This window comes from Halopseudomonas aestusnigri, assembly GCF_002197985.1.
GTDB classification, from domain to species: domain Bacteria; phylum Pseudomonadota; class Gammaproteobacteria; order Pseudomonadales; family Pseudomonadaceae; genus Halopseudomonas; species Halopseudomonas aestusnigri.
The window spans coordinates 650,794-666,246 of sequence record NZ_NBYK01000001.1 but is presented as its reverse complement, the minus strand read 5'-3'; the positions used below and the strand labels follow the sequence as shown (position 1 = coordinate 666,246).

The window sequence follows — 15,453 nt, the reverse complement described above, 5'->3', positions numbered from 1 at the left end:
GGGAACAAACATGAAGCACAAGATCATTTCGGGAATCACCGTCAGCCTGCTGCTTGGGGCCGGCGCCGCACAGGCACAATCGCTCTGGTACAAGCCCTGGAGCTGGTTTCAGCAGCAACCGCCCATGATTCAGGACCTGCCGCGTCCTCCGGCTTCCATACCGCCGGCCAATATCGCCGAACAGCCCGAGCCTCAAGGCGGATTTTCCAATCTTGGCGGCTGGACCCTGGGGGTAACGGCAGCTATTGGCGCTGGTGCAGCACTGGGTTCTTCCGGCGGCGGTTCCGACAGCACCAGTGGTACAACCGGTTCTACCGGTACCAACTGACAACCGGGTTGGGCGCACGCCTGCCCAACCACAGTAGCAAACGGCCTGCACTTCCCTTGCCAAGGTCATTGCGTATAATCAGGTGGGCACGCGCTCACGGACTCAAGGAGATACCCATGAAAACGCAACTGGTTTCAGTTATTGCTGCGGGCCTGCTGATTGCTTCCAGCGTCACATATGCCCAATCAGAGGATGATACTACCCAACAGGTCAACGATCCGACCGTGACCCAAAATGGCGACACCCTGCCTGACGCCCAAGGTGGCTTGAGCGGAATGGGTGGTGCAGCTCTCGGTGTTGGCCTGGCTGCCGGTGCTGCAGCTGCAGCCGGCTCTTCTGGCGGCAGCTCCGATAACACCGGCGGAACCGGCACCACCGGCTCCAACTAAGCACCGGTTTTTAAAGCAATCGAAGCCATCTGACCCTTATCATCAGATGGCTTTTTGTTCTGGCCCGTCAACAACGCGAATAAGATCAAACCTATGAACCGCTTTCCTCTCGCCGCACTGAGTCTCTCAGCCCTGTTTCTGCAAGCCTGCATGTTCTCTCCCGGCATGCACATGGATACCGACAGGCTGCTGGCCGAAGACTCCGCCGAGGAAAGTTTGGTCGAAATGGTTCAGATCACGCCCAAGGTGCTGACCCAGGAACAGGCCGTACAGCCCAACCGTCAGGTACCGGCAGCCCTGCTGGACTACACCCCGGACAACTATCGTCTCGGCCCGAACGACGGCCTGTTCATCACCGTTTGGGATCACCCCGAACTGACTGTACCCGGCGGCCAGCAGCAGGCCACCGAGGCCAACGCCCGCGTCGTGAGGGACGACGGCACCCTGTTCTACCCGTTTATCGGTAGCGTCCAGGTTGCCGGCATGACTCAGGAAGAGCTGCGCAAGGTCATTACCCAACGCCTGGCTCGGTACATCGAACAGCCCCAGGTCGACATCAACATCATTGGCTATAACAGCCAGAAGGTAACGCTCAGCGGCGCCTTCATGCAGCCTGGCTTCCGTGCCATTACCTCGCAGCCGCTGACGCTGCTGCAGGCTGTCGGTGAGGCCGGTATCGACAGCGAGCGTGCAGACCTGTCTCGCCTGAATCTGATCCGCAACGGCCAAGTCTTTACACTGGACTACGACTACCTGACCAGCCATCCCAGTGACATCGGCAACATCTATCTCAAGGCCGGTGACAAGTTGCATCTGGGGCTCAACGATGCACGCAAGGTCTTTGTGATGGGTGAAGTAGCACGGCCGACCGCGCTGTCCTACAGCACCAGCCGCATGACCCTCAGCGAGGTTCTGGCAACCGTCGGCGGCCCCTCCCCCGCAACGTCCAGCGGCCGCGAGGTCTACGTTATCCGTGGTGTCGAGAACCTGGAAACCGAGAAAGCGACCATCTTCCAGCTGAATGCCCAATCTCCATCCGCCTTTATCCTGGCCGACCAGTTCGAAATGCGGCCCCAGGACGTGGTGTTTGTTGGCGCCGCCGGCATCACACGCTGGAATCGCTTCGTCAGCCAGCTGTTCCCGAGCGCCAATATCATCGGTACCGCCGTTCGGGTGGGTAGCGACTACGACGATCTGCGTAACGACAACTGACAGGTCTGACAGTGACGATCTCACTACGGACCGGTGCAGTGCTGTGCGGGCTGTTAATTCTGACCGCCTGCAACTCGTTGACGTCAGACACCATCAGGTCCTTTCGACTGCTGTTCGACGAAGACCGCAATCGCATACCGGCGGAGCGGGTAAACGATCCCCGCGCAGACACTCTGCTGGTGTCCACCGCCAGTGCTCAGGGTCTATTTATTGCACCGCCCGGTAGCCACGGCCAGATTCAGTGGCGAGGTGTGACCGAACAGCTTGAGACCGATAACGGCCGCATTACCCAGCTGGTTGGCATGGACGTCGACGTTCTGGTTCCGCTTGCAGCCAACGATCCATTCCGCAGCGGCCTGATTGGCGTAGCCGACGGTACCCGCATCAGCCGGCTGGTAGATCTGCCGCTGACCTATCAAACCGGCCTGCACCAGGAGGCGGTCTACTATCGCGGCCCCCTTGAGGCAATCGGTCAGCAATCGCTGCAACGTATCGACGAACATATCCGAATGGAGCAGATTGGTTTCCAGACAACCAATTACTACTGGCTCGACCCGGACACCGGCCGCGTGCGCCGCAGCATCCAGAATCCGGCACCCGGCCTGCCAAGGTTTGACTTGCTGTTTACCCACCAACCGGCTCGGGGCAAGCAACCTTGAAACGGCTGATACTTCCGCTGCTTGCGCTGATCCCTGCGCTGTCCGGCGCACCGCTGATGGCCAGCAACCTGATGGTTGAGGGGCAGGTTGAGTCTCCCGGAGAGTACGCCTGGCGGGACGGATTACGCCTGCTGGATCTGACAACCTCAGCCGGCGTCAGCGTTAACAGCTGGCCATTAGGTGCCGCATTGCTGCGTGAGAGCGCGGAACCGGACCAACGCAAACTCAAGGCGGGCGTTCTGTTCGACCTGGGCACCGCCCGGGTCAAGGCCGCGACCATAGGCGACAATTCCCTCACGGATCTGCTTTCCGATCTGCAGGAGCAGGTACTGCGAATGCCGACAACCGGCAGAATCCAGGCCGAGATGAATCCGCTGAAGCAGCGCCTGGCTCGCTACAATCCGCTGCTTGAGCCTGGCGATCATCTGGTCTACCCGGCAAATCCCGGTACGATCAAGGTTATCGGAGCGGTCACTGCGACCTGCACTCTGGACTTTGTATCGGGCTTGCGTCCCCAACGATATATCGATCAGTGCCCACGTCACTGGGTAGCAAACCCCGACGAGATCTATTTGATACAACCGGACGGGGCTGTTACCCGTCTGGGTGTTGCATCATGGAACAGCGAAGATGCCTGGCTCGCAGAGGGCGGCATGATCTATGTCCCTTTGCGCGCGGCGCTGTTCAGTGACAGCGGAAATACCTTCAATAACGAGATGGCAGCCTTGCTTGCAACCCAGTACACCGGCGTAGAGGCTTCCGCAGACCATGAGTAACCTGCTTCGTCGACTGGCCACCGTATCCACGCTACCGTTGCTGGCCGCCGGAGCCAGCTGCGCACTGGCCAGTGAGAACCCGCGCTACCGCACCACCCAGCACGACTTTGGCGGTGTCGGTCTGCTGCAAACGCCCACTGCACGCATGGCGCCAGCAGGCGAGTTCAGTTTCAATGCCAACCGCACCTCGCCCTACTCACGCTACAGCATCTCGGTGCAACCGCTACCGTGGCTGGAAAGTACCATCCGCTATATCGCGATCAGCAACATCAATTATGGCGACGAGGGTTTCAGCGACCAGAGCCTGAAAGACAAGGCAATCGATGCCAAGTTTCGACTCTGGCAAGAGAGTCGCTGGCTGCCGCAGGTTGCTCTGGGTTTTCGCGACATCGGCGGTACCGGCCTGTTCTCGAGTGAATTCATTGTCGCCAACAAACGCTTCTACGACCTGGATTTCAGTCTTGGCGTAGCCTGGGGCTACATCGGGAACCGCGGTGACTTCGGCAATCCCCTGTCGCTGATCAGCGACAGTTTTGATGATCGTGCCCGCAACGACGACCCCGGCGGCACGTTGAATACCAGCAGCTATTTCAGTGGTCGCCCCGCATTGTTCGGCGGTATCGAGTACCAGACGCCGTGGGACAACGTGCGGCTGAAACTGGAGGTTGAGGGTAACGATTACCAGTCGGAACCGTTCCGTAACAACCAGACGCAGGACCACCCGGTCAACCTCGGAGTGCTCTACAGCCTGGGCAGCAACGTTGACCTGACGGCAGCCTGGGAGCGCGGCAATACGGCCATGTTCGGCATTACCCTGCGCTCCAACGTCAAGTTCGTACAACGCCCACCCAAGTTGCTGGATCCGGCTCCCGAACCCCGCCGCCCGCTTCCCGCAGGCGTCAGTGGCGCAGATGTCGACTGGGCCAATATCAGCCAGAGACTGGAAGACAACGCCGGGATCGCGGTTGAGAGTATCGCCGTCAACGGCGATGAGGTAGTCATTACCGGCCAGCAGACCACCTATCCCAGTGATGCGGAGGGTATGAGTCGAGCCGCCCGGGTGCTGGATAACAGCCTGGGAGAAGGCAGCTACGACTGGTACACGCTGGTACACAAGCCCTATGGCATGGCGCTTAACCAGACCAGTGTGAATGCACAGACACTGCGCGAATACGAGCGCTTCGAAACAGACCGTCGTGCTCTGCGCTATGGCATGGAGAACGCGGTTCCCGCGGTACGCCAGGGTGGCGAGGTATACAACGGCAAGCTTGATCGAGCCAACGCAGGCCTGGCACTCGGCTACCGGCAGAACGTGGGCGGGCCGGACAGCTTCATCCTCTACCAGTTCCTGCTGCGCGCCAACGGTCAGTTCTACTTCGACCGCAACAAATGGCTTGATGGCACAGTGGGCATCAACCTGCTGAACAACTATGACAAGTTCGAATACGACGGCCCGAGCAACCTGCCGCGTGTTCGTACGGACCTGCGCCAGTACCTGACGAGCTCTGACGTTCAGCTGAACCGTCTGCAATATACGCAGACCGAGCAGATCAATCGCGACTGGTTCGGCATGGCGTATGCCGGTTTGCTGGAAGACATGTACGGCGGCATTGGCGCTGAGGTGCTCTATCGGCCGCATGGTGTCGATTGGGCGGTCGGCGTAGACGTCAACTGGGTCAAGCAGCGTGGCTACAGACAAGACTTCAGCTTCCGTGATTATTCGACGCTGACAGGCCATGTCACCGGCTACCTGCGCACCGGTTTCCATGACGTGCTGATCAAGGGCAGCGTAGGTCGTTATCTGGCCGGGGACATTGGCGGTACCATTGATCTGTCCAGACGCTTCCGCAACGGCTTCGAGTTTGGTGGCTGGGCAACCTTTACCGACGTATCCAAGGAAGAGTTTGGCGAAGGCAGCTTCGACAAGGGTGTTTACCTCAGGGTGCCTTTCGACGCCTTTTTCCTGAGTTCGACCAAGTCCGTGGGTACGCTCAGCTGGAACCCACTGACCCGAGATGGTGGCGCCAAGCTTTGGCGTAACTATGAACTCTACCGTCTGACTCAAGACCGGGATCTGGACCGTTTCGACAACAGCTTTCAGAATCTGACACGCTGACCATGAAGCTGCTCATCGAGCGCCTGATGGTGCGCTACAGCCTGTGGTTCAAACTGACATTCTTTGCACTGCTCGCATTGGGCCTGTACCTGGGCATGCGCCCAACACCGCCCCCCACAGCCTATGCCTGGCAGGCCTCCGGTTATCACGCCGGAGGCATTTTTGCCCTGACCCTGCTCAGCTTTGCAGCCTTTCCACGCTGGCGCTGGTGGTTCCGCGCCGGCTTTATGAGCCTGGTCGGACTGGCTGTTGAACTGGTCCAGTCACTGCACCCCACCCGCTCCCCCGACTGGGGGGACATTCTGGCAAACAGCACCGGGCTGGTGGCCGGGCTACTGCTGATTGCAGCCTGGCTGATGTTGACCCGGCACGTTCGATCTTAGCCACCTCACCCATTCGAGCCATGCTCGAGCCAAAAACACTATTTGCATCACATCTTCTGAATTCATCGTCAGGACTTCCAGCTTCCCGCTGCTAAGGTTCCCATTGGAACAACGACAAGGAAGATCAATGTCCCGCGACTACTTCAGCCCCCGATTTGATCGCACCCATCTCTGGCAAGGCTGGCAGCGCCCCAACGCTCAGCCTGAACGTCAGATTCCCTATGATGTTCAACTGATTACCCTGAAACTGGCCGATGCCATTCCGCAAAGCAGCCAGCGCGCCATCAGTCACGCCATCAGGGACTACCCGCAGGCCCAGCGGGCACTGCAGCGACGTCAGCAACTGGAAGAAGTACTGCAGCAAGGCAAGGGTTGCTGCCTGCTGCAGCACCCGTTGATGGCTGCCGAGCTGACCGACGCGCTGGAGCTGCACAACCGCAAGCGCTACAAGCTGATCGCCTGGTGCATCATGCCCAACCACGCCCACATCCTGCTCGAACCGACCTACTCGATGCCGCGCATCGTCCAGGCCTGGAAAACAGCTACGACTCGCTGGATGCTGATGCACAAGGAAGAGCTGCAACTGCCAACACCCGGACGCATGCTGTGGATGCGCGACTATTGGGATCGCTACATTCCGGACGCACGGGAAATACCGCCCGCCATCCGCCAGGTCCACAACAGTCCGGTCGCAGCCGGACTGTGCACCCAGCCTGCCGAGTGGCGCTGGTCGAGTCTGTCCGGCAAGATGAACTGAACAACCCTGTTGCGCGGAACCTGATGGTATCCTTCAGGCTCGCTCAACCGTTTCAGGAACCGCCATGCAGGCCAGTGACCAACAGCAGCTCGTAGACGCACTCATCCCGCTCAGTCGTGCGGCCGGCAGGCTGATCATGGATATCTACCACAGCGATTTTGCCGTGCGGGGCAAGGCGGATGCCTCTCCGGTCACAGAAGCCGACGAAAAGGCCGAAGCCATTATTCTTGAGGGGTTGGCCGCCCTGCCATTGTCCTTTCCGGTGGTGGCAGAAGAAGCCTGTGCAGCCGGCAACATCCCTGATGTCGGCGACTGCTTCTGGCTGGTCGACCCGCTGGACGGTACCCGTGAGTTCGTCAACCGCAACGGCGAATTTACCGTCAACATTGCCCTGATTGAGCACGGACGTCCGATACTGGGGGTGGTTCTGGCTCCGGCCCTGGATCAGTTGTACACCGGCTCACTGGCCGGGGGTGCGTTTTACCAGGACAGTAGCGGGCGACACGCGATTCGGGTGCGCCAGCCTGCCGCTGATGGCATGGATGTGCTGGCCAGCCGCTCTCACGGCGATGCAGACGCACTCCAGCGGCTGCTGGCCGGCCGCCCGGTTCGTAACCTGATCAACGCAGGCTCGTCACTGAAACTGTGCCTGATCGCTGCGGGCAAGGCAGACCTGTATCCGAGACAGGGACGCACCATGGAGTGGGATATTGCAGCGGGTCATGCCGTACTCGCGGCCGCTGGCGGCCAGATCCAGACGTTCGATGGCGCACCGCTGCTCTATGGCAAACCCGGTTTCGAGAACCCGCATTTTGTTGCCAGCGGTGGCCTGCCGTTCTTCTGAGGACGATCCGATATCGATTTGCGCCAAGAGACACACAAGGCAGTGCCGGCTTGAGCCTCGCCCCGGCGGCGCTCATAATGCTCGGCCCGCCCTATAGCTCATGTCGCAGGCCCGATGCATGTTCCGCTGGTTCGAAAAACGTCTTGACCCCTATCCCACCGAAGAGCTGAGCGAACCACCGCGCCGGCTGCTGCCATTTTGCCTGCACTTCACCCGTGGAGCCTGGCCTTACATCATTCTCGCCTCGCTGCTGATGGCCTGCATTGCCATTGCCGAGGTCTGGCTGTTCGGCTTTCTGGGCAGCATTGTTGACTGGCTTTCAGTGCAGAACCGCGACACCTTCCTGCAAACAGAAGGCTGGAAGCTGGCGGGTATGGCCTTCATGGTGCTGGTCGCACTGCCGGCGTTGATCTTCGTCAACAGCCTGATGACGCACCAGACGCTGATGGGCAACTATCCTATGCGCATCCGCTGGCTGGTCCACCGCTACCTGCTCCGGCAGTCGATGGCGTTCTACCAGGACGAGTTTGCCGGCCGCATTGCAACCAAGCTGATGCAGACCGCATTGGCCGTGCGCGAATGCGTGATCAAGCTGATCGACGTGCTGAACTACATCTGCGTCTACTTTATCGGCACCCTGCTGCTGGTTGGCAACGCCGACTGGCGTCTGATACTGCCTCTGCTGGGATGGCTGGTCGGGTATGTATTGCTGATGCGGCACTATATCCCGATTCTCGGCCGCGTCGCCGAAGCCCAGGCCGATGCGCGCTCGGTGATGACCGGCCGAATTGTTGACAGCTACACCAATATCCAGACGGTCAAGCTGTTCTCCCATGCCCGCCGCGAATCCGCCTATGCACGCGAAGGCATGGACGGCTTCATGACCACCGTTTACACCCAGATGCGGCTGGTCACCACCCTCTATACCCTGCTCTACCTGCTCAATGCCCTGTTGCTGCTGGGCGTCGCCGGGCTGGCGCTGTGGCTCTGGGTGCAAGGCAGTATCAGCGTCGGCGCCGTGGCCGTCGCCGTTGGCCTGGTGCTGCGCCTGTGGGGCATGTCGCAGTGGATCATGTGGGAGCTGTCGGCGCTGTTTGAAAACATCGGTACCGTGCAGGATGGCATCAGTTCGATTTCCCGCCCCCAGCTGGTCGAGGACAAGCCTCAGGCGCCGGCGCTGCGGGTAACGCAGGGCGATATCCGTTTCGAGTCCGTGGAGTTTCACTATGGCAAGGGCGGCGGCGTGATGGATCACCTCAACCTGCATATCCGCCCTGGCGAGAAGATCGGCCTGGTTGGCCGCTCCGGCGCCGGCAAATCGACCCTGGTCAACCTGCTTCTGCGCTTCTATGACGTTGAAGGCGGCCGTATTTTGATTGATGGCCAGAATATTGCCGAGGTCAGGCAGGACAGTCTGCGTGAGCAGATTGGCATGGTCACCCAGGACACCTCGCTGCTGCATCGCTCTGTGCGCGACAACATCCTCTACGGTCGTCCCGACGCCGATGAGCAATTGATGCTGCAGGCAGCCCGAGACGCCGAAGCAGATCAGTTCATCGCAACGCTGGAGGATGCCCAGGGTCGCCGCGGCTTCGACGCCCACGTTGGCGAGCGGGGCGTCAAACTGTCCGGCGGTCAGCGCCAACGCATCGCCATCGCCCGGGTCATGCTCAAGGACGCGCCCATCCTGATCCTTGACGAGGCCACCTCGGCACTGGACTCCGACGTAGAGGCCGCCATCCAGCAGAACCTGAACCGGCTGATGGACGGCAAGACCGTCATCGCCATCGCTCACCGCCTGTCCACCATCGCGCAGATGGATCGACTGGTGGTGATGGAGCAAGGCAGGATCATCGAACAGGGCTCCCATACCGAGCTGCTGGCACAGGGTGGCGTTTACGCCCGTCTGTGGGCGCGCCAATCCGGCGGATTCATCGGCGAAGACCTGGAGGAAACCGGCCAGCCGGCCTGAGCCTTGCGCTTATCCGCCGTCATCAAGCCAGATGATGCCGCCCGCACGGGCGGCTATGAGGGTCTAGAATCACAGAGCAGATCAATAACAACAAGGAAGATCGCAAATGAAGTATCCCATGCGGGCTCTGGCCCTGGCCGGGCTGTTCAGCCTGGCCCCTCTGGCGCTCGCCACCAGCTACTCAAGCCCTGAAGTCATCGTTGATCCCTCCCCGTTCAAGGGCGTCCACGGCCTGGCCGTCGACAGGCTTGGCCGCCTGCTTGCCGGCAGCGTGGTCGGCAACAGCATCTATCAGGTTGATATCGACGACGGCAGCGTGAGCACCCTGATCGGCCCGGACGACGGCCAGGCCGACGACATCGCCATCGGCCCCAACGGCGAGATGGCCTGGACCGGTTTCTACTCCGGCCGCGTGCTGTATCGGGAAAACGACGACGCTCCGATCCAGGTACTGGCGAGCGACCTGCCCGGCATCAACTCGCTGGACTTCAACGACGAAACCGGCGCGCTCTACGCCAGTCAGGTATTTCTCGGCGATGCCCTGTGGGAGGTCGACCGCACCGGCCAGCAACCACCCAGACTGATCGCCCGGGACATGGGCGGCTTCAATGGCTTCGAAGTCGGAGCCGACGGCTGGCTGTATGGCCCGCTCTGGTTCAAGGGCCAGGTGGTACGCATCAACCCGGATGATGGCGAGATCAAGATCATCTCCAGTGACTTCAAGACCCCGGCTGCAGCCAACTTCGACTCCAAAGGCAACCTCTACGCGATCGATACCTTCAGCGGGCAACTCAAACAGGTTGACCAGCGCAGCGGCGAAACCCGTGTGATCGCCCAGCTCGACAGCGCACTGGATAATCTGGCGCTGGACGCGCAGGACAACATCTATGTGTCCAACATGGCCAACAACCGCATCACCCAGGTCAACCCGCAGACCGGTGAAGCCCGGCAGATTGTCGGCGGCGAACTGGCGGTTCCGGCCGGGCTGACCCTGAGCGAAGACGGCAAGACCCTGTATATCGCCGACGTTTTCGCACTGCGTGCGATCGACACCGCCAGTGGCAAGGTGACCGACCTGCGCCGGGCCCACGGTTCCGACGCCGAGTACCCGATCAATGTCGGTCTCGGCAAAGAGCGCCTGCTGGTCACCAGCTTCTCGACCGGCACCCTGCAGTTGATCAGTCGCGCCGACAACAGCACGCTGGCGATGGTCCATCAGCTCAATGCCCCGTCGGCGGCCGTTGAGCTGGATGATGGCAGTATCCTGGTCAGCGAAATGGGCACCGGCAAGCTGCTGCGGCTGATGGGGGCTGATCTTGGCGAGCGCATCGACGTCCTCAACGGGCTGCAGGGCCCCGTACAGATGATCCTGGCGCGTGACGGCATGGTCTATCTGACGCAAATGAGCGGCGTCCTGAGCCGCTTCAACCCTGCTACGGGTGAACTGACCAGCGTAGCCGAAGGCCTGCGTCTGCCGGAGGGGCTTGCCGAGCTGCCTGATGGTCATCTCCTGGTAGCCGAGCCAAGCGCCCAGCGCCTGGTGACCATCAACCCCCAAACTGGTGAGAGCACAATCGCTGTCGAGCAGCTGCCGATAGGCCTCAAACCCGGGCCGGGGATGCCTCCGACCGGTATTCCAACGGCTCTGGCGGTGGATGCGCAGGGGCGCGTATACTTCGCCTCCGACATCGACAACGGCCTCTATCGACTAACCCCTCAGTGATAGAGCGGGTCGATGCAAAGACAGCAGCGACCCGCCCTCGATAGTGAAAACGGACCCTTTCCTGTCAGGGGGAGCGGAATTATCTACCGCTTCCCGTGGTCATTCCATTTGTGCATATTGAAATGGCTGTAAACAGGAGACATTCCGATGCCTTCCACTTTCAAGAATCTGTTCCTGCCTGCGCTGCTTGCAGGCGTCACCGCTTTATCCCCTCTGGCTCACGCTGAATCTCCCCGTAACCTCGGCTGGATCGAACATGGCGTCATCGAGCCGGCCGACATGACCGTCAAGTTCAAGCTCGATACCGGTGCGCTCACCTCCTCCATGCACGCCGAAGATATTGAGCGCTTCGAACGCGACGGCAGGCAATGGGTGCGCTTCAAGGTCACTCTGGAAGACCTGAAATCAGACAGTCTGATCAGCGAAACCTTTGAGCGACCTCTGGAGCGCGATCTTCGCGTGCGCGGTGCCGGCGGTTCGGAACAGCGTCCGGTCGTGCGCATGGATGTGTGTGTTGCCGGCGAGCGTCTGAATGAAGAGTTTTCCCTGCGCGACCGCAGCAATATGCATTACCCGGTTCTGCTGGGACGTCGTACTCTGGACCGACTGGGCAACGTAGACAGCTCGCGTACCTTCACCACCTCTCCCGACTGCACGACCGGCAATGCATGACGCCCCTGAGCAGGATCTCGACAGTCGCTACCAGCTGGCCTGCCAGTTGGCACGCGAGGCGGCTCAGCGCGGTCTGACCCTCTATCGCCAGCGCGATCAGCTGGCGGTAGAGCACAAGGGCGGCTTTAACCAGGATATGGTCAGCGCTGCCGACCGCGAACTCGAAGACCTCATCCGTGCGCAGCTGATGGCCGCGTTCCCCGAGGACGGCTTTGTTGGCGAGGAAACCGGCGCCGAGCGACTCGATGCGCGCTGTGTTTGGGTGGTTGACCCCATTGACGGCACCGCCTGCTTTCTCCACGGCCTGCATAACTGGTGCGTGTCCATCGGCCTGCTGGTCGATGGCGTACCGACCATTGGCGTCGTAGCAGACCCAAATCACGACGAGGTGTTTCATGGCGGTCGCGGTTTCGGTGCCTGGGTCAACGCGCAACCGATGCGGGTCAGCGAGGCAACCGACCTGCATGCCGGATTGCTGGGTGTAGGTACCTTCTACGCAGACGGAAAGCAGCACTTCATGCCATTCCTGGGCAAACTGCTGGACGCAGGAGGGATGTTCCTGCGCAACGGCTCGGGCGCACTGATGACCGCCTACGTCGCCTCCGGGCGGCTGCTGGGTTACTACGAGACCCGTCTGAAAAGCTGGGATTGTGTTGCCGGCCTGGCCCTGCTGGCTGAATCGGGCGGGCGCAGCAACAACTTCCTGCGCGGCGAAGGGCTACTCAAGGGCAACCCCTACCTGGTCGCCTGCCCCGGCGTATACGATCAGGTCGCCGGGATGATCGGCCCGTCGCTGGACGCCGACTAGGTACTCAGACGGGTTGTTCTGCCAGCCCCAGACCTGCATCACCCAGGCGAGCCTGCTCCACTCGATTGCGGCCGTGCGCCTTGCCCCGGTAAAGCGCACGATCGGCACGGGCAATGGCACTGCTGAAGCTTTCCCGGTCATTCAACTGACTGATACCCGCACAGAGCGTGACCTGCAGGCCCGGCTTCAGATCAGTCCAATCCAGCGCCTGCACCGCAGCCCGAATCCGCTCTGCGGCTACAAGGGCCTGCTCCGGATCGGTTTCCGGCAGTACCACGAGAAACTCCTCGCCACCCCAACGGCCAACAAAGTCCTGTTCACGGGCCTGATCACGCAATAGCAGCGCAACCCGCTGCAGCACCCGATCTCCCAGTTCATGACCATACTGGTCGTTAATGTCCTTGAAATGATCAAGGTCCATCAGCATCAGCGTCAGCTTCCCCTGTTGACGCTGTTCCCGGGCAAGCAGCTTTTCGGTCAGGTCAACCATATGCCGCCGATTGAACAGGCCGGTCAACGGGTCGGTGGTCGCCATGCGTGCCAGTCGCCGGTGCGCCCGGGTCACCGTCACCACGTAATACATGGTCAGGTAGGCAAACATCAGGAAAACGGTCGTGAAGTTAAAGATGTTGACGGACAACAGCGCGTTGGGCGAGATCGGCTGCAGTGGCTCAATAAACCACATCAACACATACAGACCGACGTAATAGCCCCACAGGCAGACCGCCAGAGTCCAGGCGCTGCGCTGGCGCATGGTGGCAAACAGCGCCGGAATGAACATCAGCAGGAAATAATGGAAACCGCTGTCCCAGCCAACCAGCACCGTTCCCAGTGCCGCATGCACCAGCACTTCGGTGCGGATCAGCATGATAGCCAGGCGGTTGCGACGATCGCGGAAAGCACGATAGGCCCAAACGTACATGCCGACGCTGATCACATTGATCCAGGCCAGAATCGGAGAACCAAGCCAAAGGAAGATAAAAAAGAAACAGATATCAACCGTGCCGGCCAACTGGCAACAACGCATGGACAAGGCCCAGAACTCGGGACGTTGCTCACTGCGGTGCATATCCGCGCTGTTTTTATTTGACATGCCTGGATGTTCGCTCCTGAACCCGCTGGCAGAACGCAAAATGCGTAAGCCTCCGCATTGTAGGTGCCACATCACAGACCGCCAACCTGAACAGGCATCAAAAATCGTAATCAAGCCTTCAAGGAACACCGCTTAGGGCTCGACTGCGAACAATGATGGCCAAAACAAACAGGCCGCCCGGAGGCGGCCTTTAGACCTACTGCTCAGCCATTGCTGGGGAACGCAAACTGCGCCGCCTCATGACTGGCGCGCTTGGGCCAGCGCTGCGTGATTGCCTTGCGGCGGGTATAGAAACGCACCCCGTCCGGGCCATAGGCGTGCAGATCACCAAACAGCGAGCGCTTCCAGCCGCCAAAGCTGTGATAGGCGACCGGCACCGGCAGCGGTACGTTGACGCCGACCATACCGACTTCGATCTCATCACAGAACAGACGTGCAGACTCACCGTCACGGGTGAAGATACATGTGCCGTTACCGTACTCGTGATCGTTGATCAGTTGCATGGCCTCTTCCAGGCTGTTGACGCGCACGACACAGAGCACCGGGCCAAAGATTTCTTCCTGATAGATGCGCATCTCCGGAGTCACGCGATCGAACAGGCAACCACCGAGGAAGAAGCCCTGTTCGTGGCCATCGATGCTCAGCCCGCGACCATCGACAACCAGCTCGGCACCAGCCTTCACACCGTCTTCGACGTAACCTGTGACCTTGTCCAGATGCTGCCCGGTCACCAGCGGCCCCATATCCAGACCGCAGGTGGTGCCTGGACCGACCTTCAGTGCCTTGATCTGCGGTACCAGTTTCTCGACCAGTGCATCGGCAATCTGATCACCCACACAAACCGCTACTGAAATCGCCATGCAGCGCTCGCCGCAGGAGCCGTAGGCAGCCCCCATCAATGCGCTGACCGCGTTATCCAGATCCGCATCGGGCATCAGCACCGCGTGATTTTTGGCGCCGCCGAGCGCCTGCACGCGCTTGCCGCGCTTGGTGCCTTCAGCGTAGATATATTCGGCAATCGGGGTCGAGCCGACAAAACTCAGCGCCTTGACCTCGGGGGCGGCGATCAGCGCATCGACCGCTTGCTTGTCGCCATGGACGACGTTCAGTACACCCTTGGGCAGACCGGCCTGGTGCAGCAATTCGGCAATGAACAAGGTTGACGTCGGATCACGCTCGGACGGCTTGAGAATGAAGCAGTTGCCGCAGACGATGGCCAGCGGATACATCCACAGCGGCACCATGGCCGGGAAGTTGAACGGGGTGATACCGGCCACCACGCCGACCGGCTGAAAGTCGCTCCAGGCGTCGATATCCGGGCCGACGTTGCGGCTGTATTCGCCCTTGAGAACCTCCGGGGCGGCGCAGGCGTATTCGACGTTCTCGATACCGCGCTTGAGTTCGCCAATGGCATCCTCGATGGTCTTGCCGTGCTCGGCACTGATCATTTCTGCGATGGCGTTTTCATTCTCTTCCAGCAGCTGCTTGAAGCGGAACATGATCTGCGCACGCTTGGCCGCCGGCGTACGCCGCCATGCCGGGAAGGCAGCCTTGGCCGAATCAATGGCCTGCTGGATGACGGACTCATCGGCCAGCGGTACCTGACCGCTGACCGCGCCAGTGGACGGGTTGAACACGTCGGCACTGCGGCCGCTGCCAGCCACCGGATGGCCGTCGATCAAATGGGTAATATTGGTCATCATCTACTCCTGGGAAACATG

The 15,453-nt window shown here is 60.5% G+C and carries 15 protein-coding genes; 13 read left to right on the top strand and 2 right to left on the bottom strand.

Features of this window, described 5'->3' with window-relative positions; translation table 11 throughout:
* Window positions 1-10: 10 nt before the first annotated feature.
* From B7O88_RS03220 to B7O88_RS03160, 13 genes are all read left to right on the top strand, one after another.
* A complete protein-coding gene (locus B7O88_RS03220) occupies window positions 11-328 on the top strand; it encodes a hypothetical protein (protein WP_088273737.1) in 318 nt (105 codons plus the stop codon).
* A gap of 116 nt (window positions 329-444) precedes the next feature.
* Window positions 445-717, top strand: coding sequence for a hypothetical protein (locus B7O88_RS03215; RefSeq protein WP_088273736.1), 273 nt, complete (start codon window positions 445-447; stop codon window positions 715-717).
* A 93-nt stretch (window positions 718-810) separates the two neighbouring features.
* Window positions 811-1,929 (top strand): polysaccharide biosynthesis/export family protein, encoded by a 1,119-nt coding sequence (locus B7O88_RS03210; protein ID WP_088273735.1) that lies wholly within the window; start codon window positions 811-813, stop codon window positions 1,927-1,929.
* Window positions 1,930-1,940: 11 nt separating this feature from the next.
* The gene (locus tag B7O88_RS03205; RefSeq protein WP_160003134.1) at window positions 1,941-2,588 is read left to right on the top strand and encodes a YjbF family lipoprotein; all 648 of its coding nucleotides are present in this window, start codon (window positions 1,941-1,943) and stop codon (window positions 2,586-2,588) included.
* Window positions 2,585-3,364 (top strand): capsule biosynthesis GfcC family protein, encoded by a 780-nt coding sequence (locus tag B7O88_RS03200; protein ID WP_088273733.1) that lies wholly within the window; start codon window positions 2,585-2,587, stop codon window positions 3,362-3,364. Before B7O88_RS03205 ends, B7O88_RS03200 begins: the two co-directional genes overlap by 4 nt.
* Window positions 3,357-5,480, top strand: a complete 2,124-nt coding sequence (locus B7O88_RS03195; protein WP_088273732.1) for a YjbH domain-containing protein — start codon at window positions 3,357-3,359, stop codon at window positions 5,478-5,480. Before B7O88_RS03200 ends, B7O88_RS03195 begins: the two co-directional genes overlap by 8 nt.
* A gap of 2 nt (window positions 5,481-5,482) precedes the next feature.
* Window positions 5,483-5,863, top strand: a complete 381-nt coding sequence (locus B7O88_RS03190; protein ID WP_088273731.1) for a VanZ family protein — start codon at window positions 5,483-5,485, stop codon at window positions 5,861-5,863.
* A gap of 127 nt (window positions 5,864-5,990) precedes the next feature.
* Complete coding sequence (locus tag B7O88_RS03185) at window positions 5,991-6,620, top strand: transposase (RefSeq protein WP_088273730.1); 630 nt, start codon at window positions 5,991-5,993, stop codon at window positions 6,618-6,620.
* Window positions 6,621-6,684: 64 nt separating this feature from the next.
* Window positions 6,685-7,464, top strand: a complete 780-nt coding sequence (gene cysQ / locus B7O88_RS03180) for a 3'(2'),5'-bisphosphate nucleotidase CysQ (RefSeq protein WP_088273729.1) — start codon at window positions 6,685-6,687, stop codon at window positions 7,462-7,464.
* 118 nt (window positions 7,465-7,582) lie between these two features.
* Entirely contained in the window at window positions 7,583-9,436 is a 1,854-nt protein-coding gene (locus B7O88_RS03175; protein ID WP_088273728.1) for an ABC transporter ATP-binding protein, read from the top strand.
* A gap of 106 nt (window positions 9,437-9,542) precedes the next feature.
* Window positions 9,543-11,159: a Vgb family protein gene (locus B7O88_RS03170; RefSeq protein ID WP_088273727.1), complete on the top strand. Its 1,617-nt coding sequence runs from the start codon at window positions 9,543-9,545 to the stop codon at window positions 11,157-11,159.
* 147 nt (window positions 11,160-11,306) lie between these two features.
* A complete protein-coding gene (gene rloA3, locus B7O88_RS03165; RefSeq protein ID WP_088273726.1) occupies window positions 11,307-11,831 on the top strand; it encodes a retropepsin-like aspartic peptidase RloA3 in 525 nt (174 codons plus the stop codon).
* Window positions 11,824-12,639, top strand: coding sequence for an inositol monophosphatase family protein (locus B7O88_RS03160; protein WP_088273725.1), 816 nt, complete (start codon window positions 11,824-11,826; stop codon window positions 12,637-12,639). The genes rloA3 and B7O88_RS03160 overlap by 8 nt, the downstream gene beginning before the upstream one ends.
* Window positions 12,640-12,643: 4 nt before the next feature.
* Here the strand turns inward: B7O88_RS03160 and B7O88_RS03155 are convergent, their stop codons facing one another.
* Both B7O88_RS03155 and B7O88_RS03150 read right to left on the bottom strand, forming a co-directional pair.
* Complete coding sequence (locus B7O88_RS03155) at window positions 12,644-13,732, bottom strand: GGDEF domain-containing protein (protein WP_088273724.1); 1,089 nt, start codon at window positions 13,730-13,732, stop codon at window positions 12,644-12,646.
* A gap of 203 nt (window positions 13,733-13,935) precedes the next feature.
* Window positions 13,936-15,432: a CoA-acylating methylmalonate-semialdehyde dehydrogenase gene (locus B7O88_RS03150; protein ID WP_088273723.1), complete on the bottom strand. Its 1,497-nt coding sequence runs from the start codon at window positions 15,430-15,432 to the stop codon at window positions 13,936-13,938.
* Window positions 15,433-15,453 lie beyond the last annotated feature (21 nt).

Bases quoted from the DNA above. Each gene is read 5' to 3' on its own strand.
- B7O88_RS03220 (WP_088273737.1), top strand. From the start codon at position 11: ATGAAGCACAAGATCATTTCGGGAATCACCGTCAGCCTGCTGCTTGGG.
- B7O88_RS03215 (WP_088273736.1), top strand. From the start codon at position 445: ATGAAAACGCAACTGGTTTCAGTTATTGCTGCGGGCCTGCTGATTGCT.
- B7O88_RS03210 (WP_088273735.1), top strand. From the start codon at position 811: ATGAACCGCTTTCCTCTCGCCGCACTGAGTCTCTCAGCCCTGTTTCTG.
- B7O88_RS03195 (WP_088273732.1), top strand. From the start codon at position 3,357: ATGAGTAACCTGCTTCGTCGACTGGCCACCGTATCCACGCTACCGTTG.
- B7O88_RS03190 (WP_088273731.1), top strand. From the start codon at position 5,483: ATGAAGCTGCTCATCGAGCGCCTGATGGTGCGCTACAGCCTGTGGTTC.
- B7O88_RS03185 (WP_088273730.1), top strand. From the start codon at position 5,991: ATGTCCCGCGACTACTTCAGCCCCCGATTTGATCGCACCCATCTCTGG.
- cysQ (WP_088273729.1), top strand. From the start codon at position 6,685: ATGCAGGCCAGTGACCAACAGCAGCTCGTAGACGCACTCATCCCGCTC.
- B7O88_RS03175 (WP_088273728.1), top strand. From the start codon at position 7,583: ATGTTCCGCTGGTTCGAAAAACGTCTTGACCCCTATCCCACCGAAGAG.
- B7O88_RS03170 (WP_088273727.1), top strand. From the start codon at position 9,543: ATGAAGTATCCCATGCGGGCTCTGGCCCTGGCCGGGCTGTTCAGCCTG.
- rloA3 (WP_088273726.1), top strand. From the start codon at position 11,307: ATGCCTTCCACTTTCAAGAATCTGTTCCTGCCTGCGCTGCTTGCAGGC.
- B7O88_RS03160 (WP_088273725.1), top strand. From the start codon at position 11,824: ATGCATGACGCCCCTGAGCAGGATCTCGACAGTCGCTACCAGCTGGCC.
- B7O88_RS03155 (WP_088273724.1), bottom strand. From the start codon at position 13,732: ATGTCAAATAAAAACAGCGCGGATATGCACCGCAGTGAGCAACGTCCC.
- B7O88_RS03150 (WP_088273723.1), bottom strand. From the start codon at position 15,432: ATGACCAATATTACCCATTTGATCGACGGCCATCCGGTGGCTGGCAGC.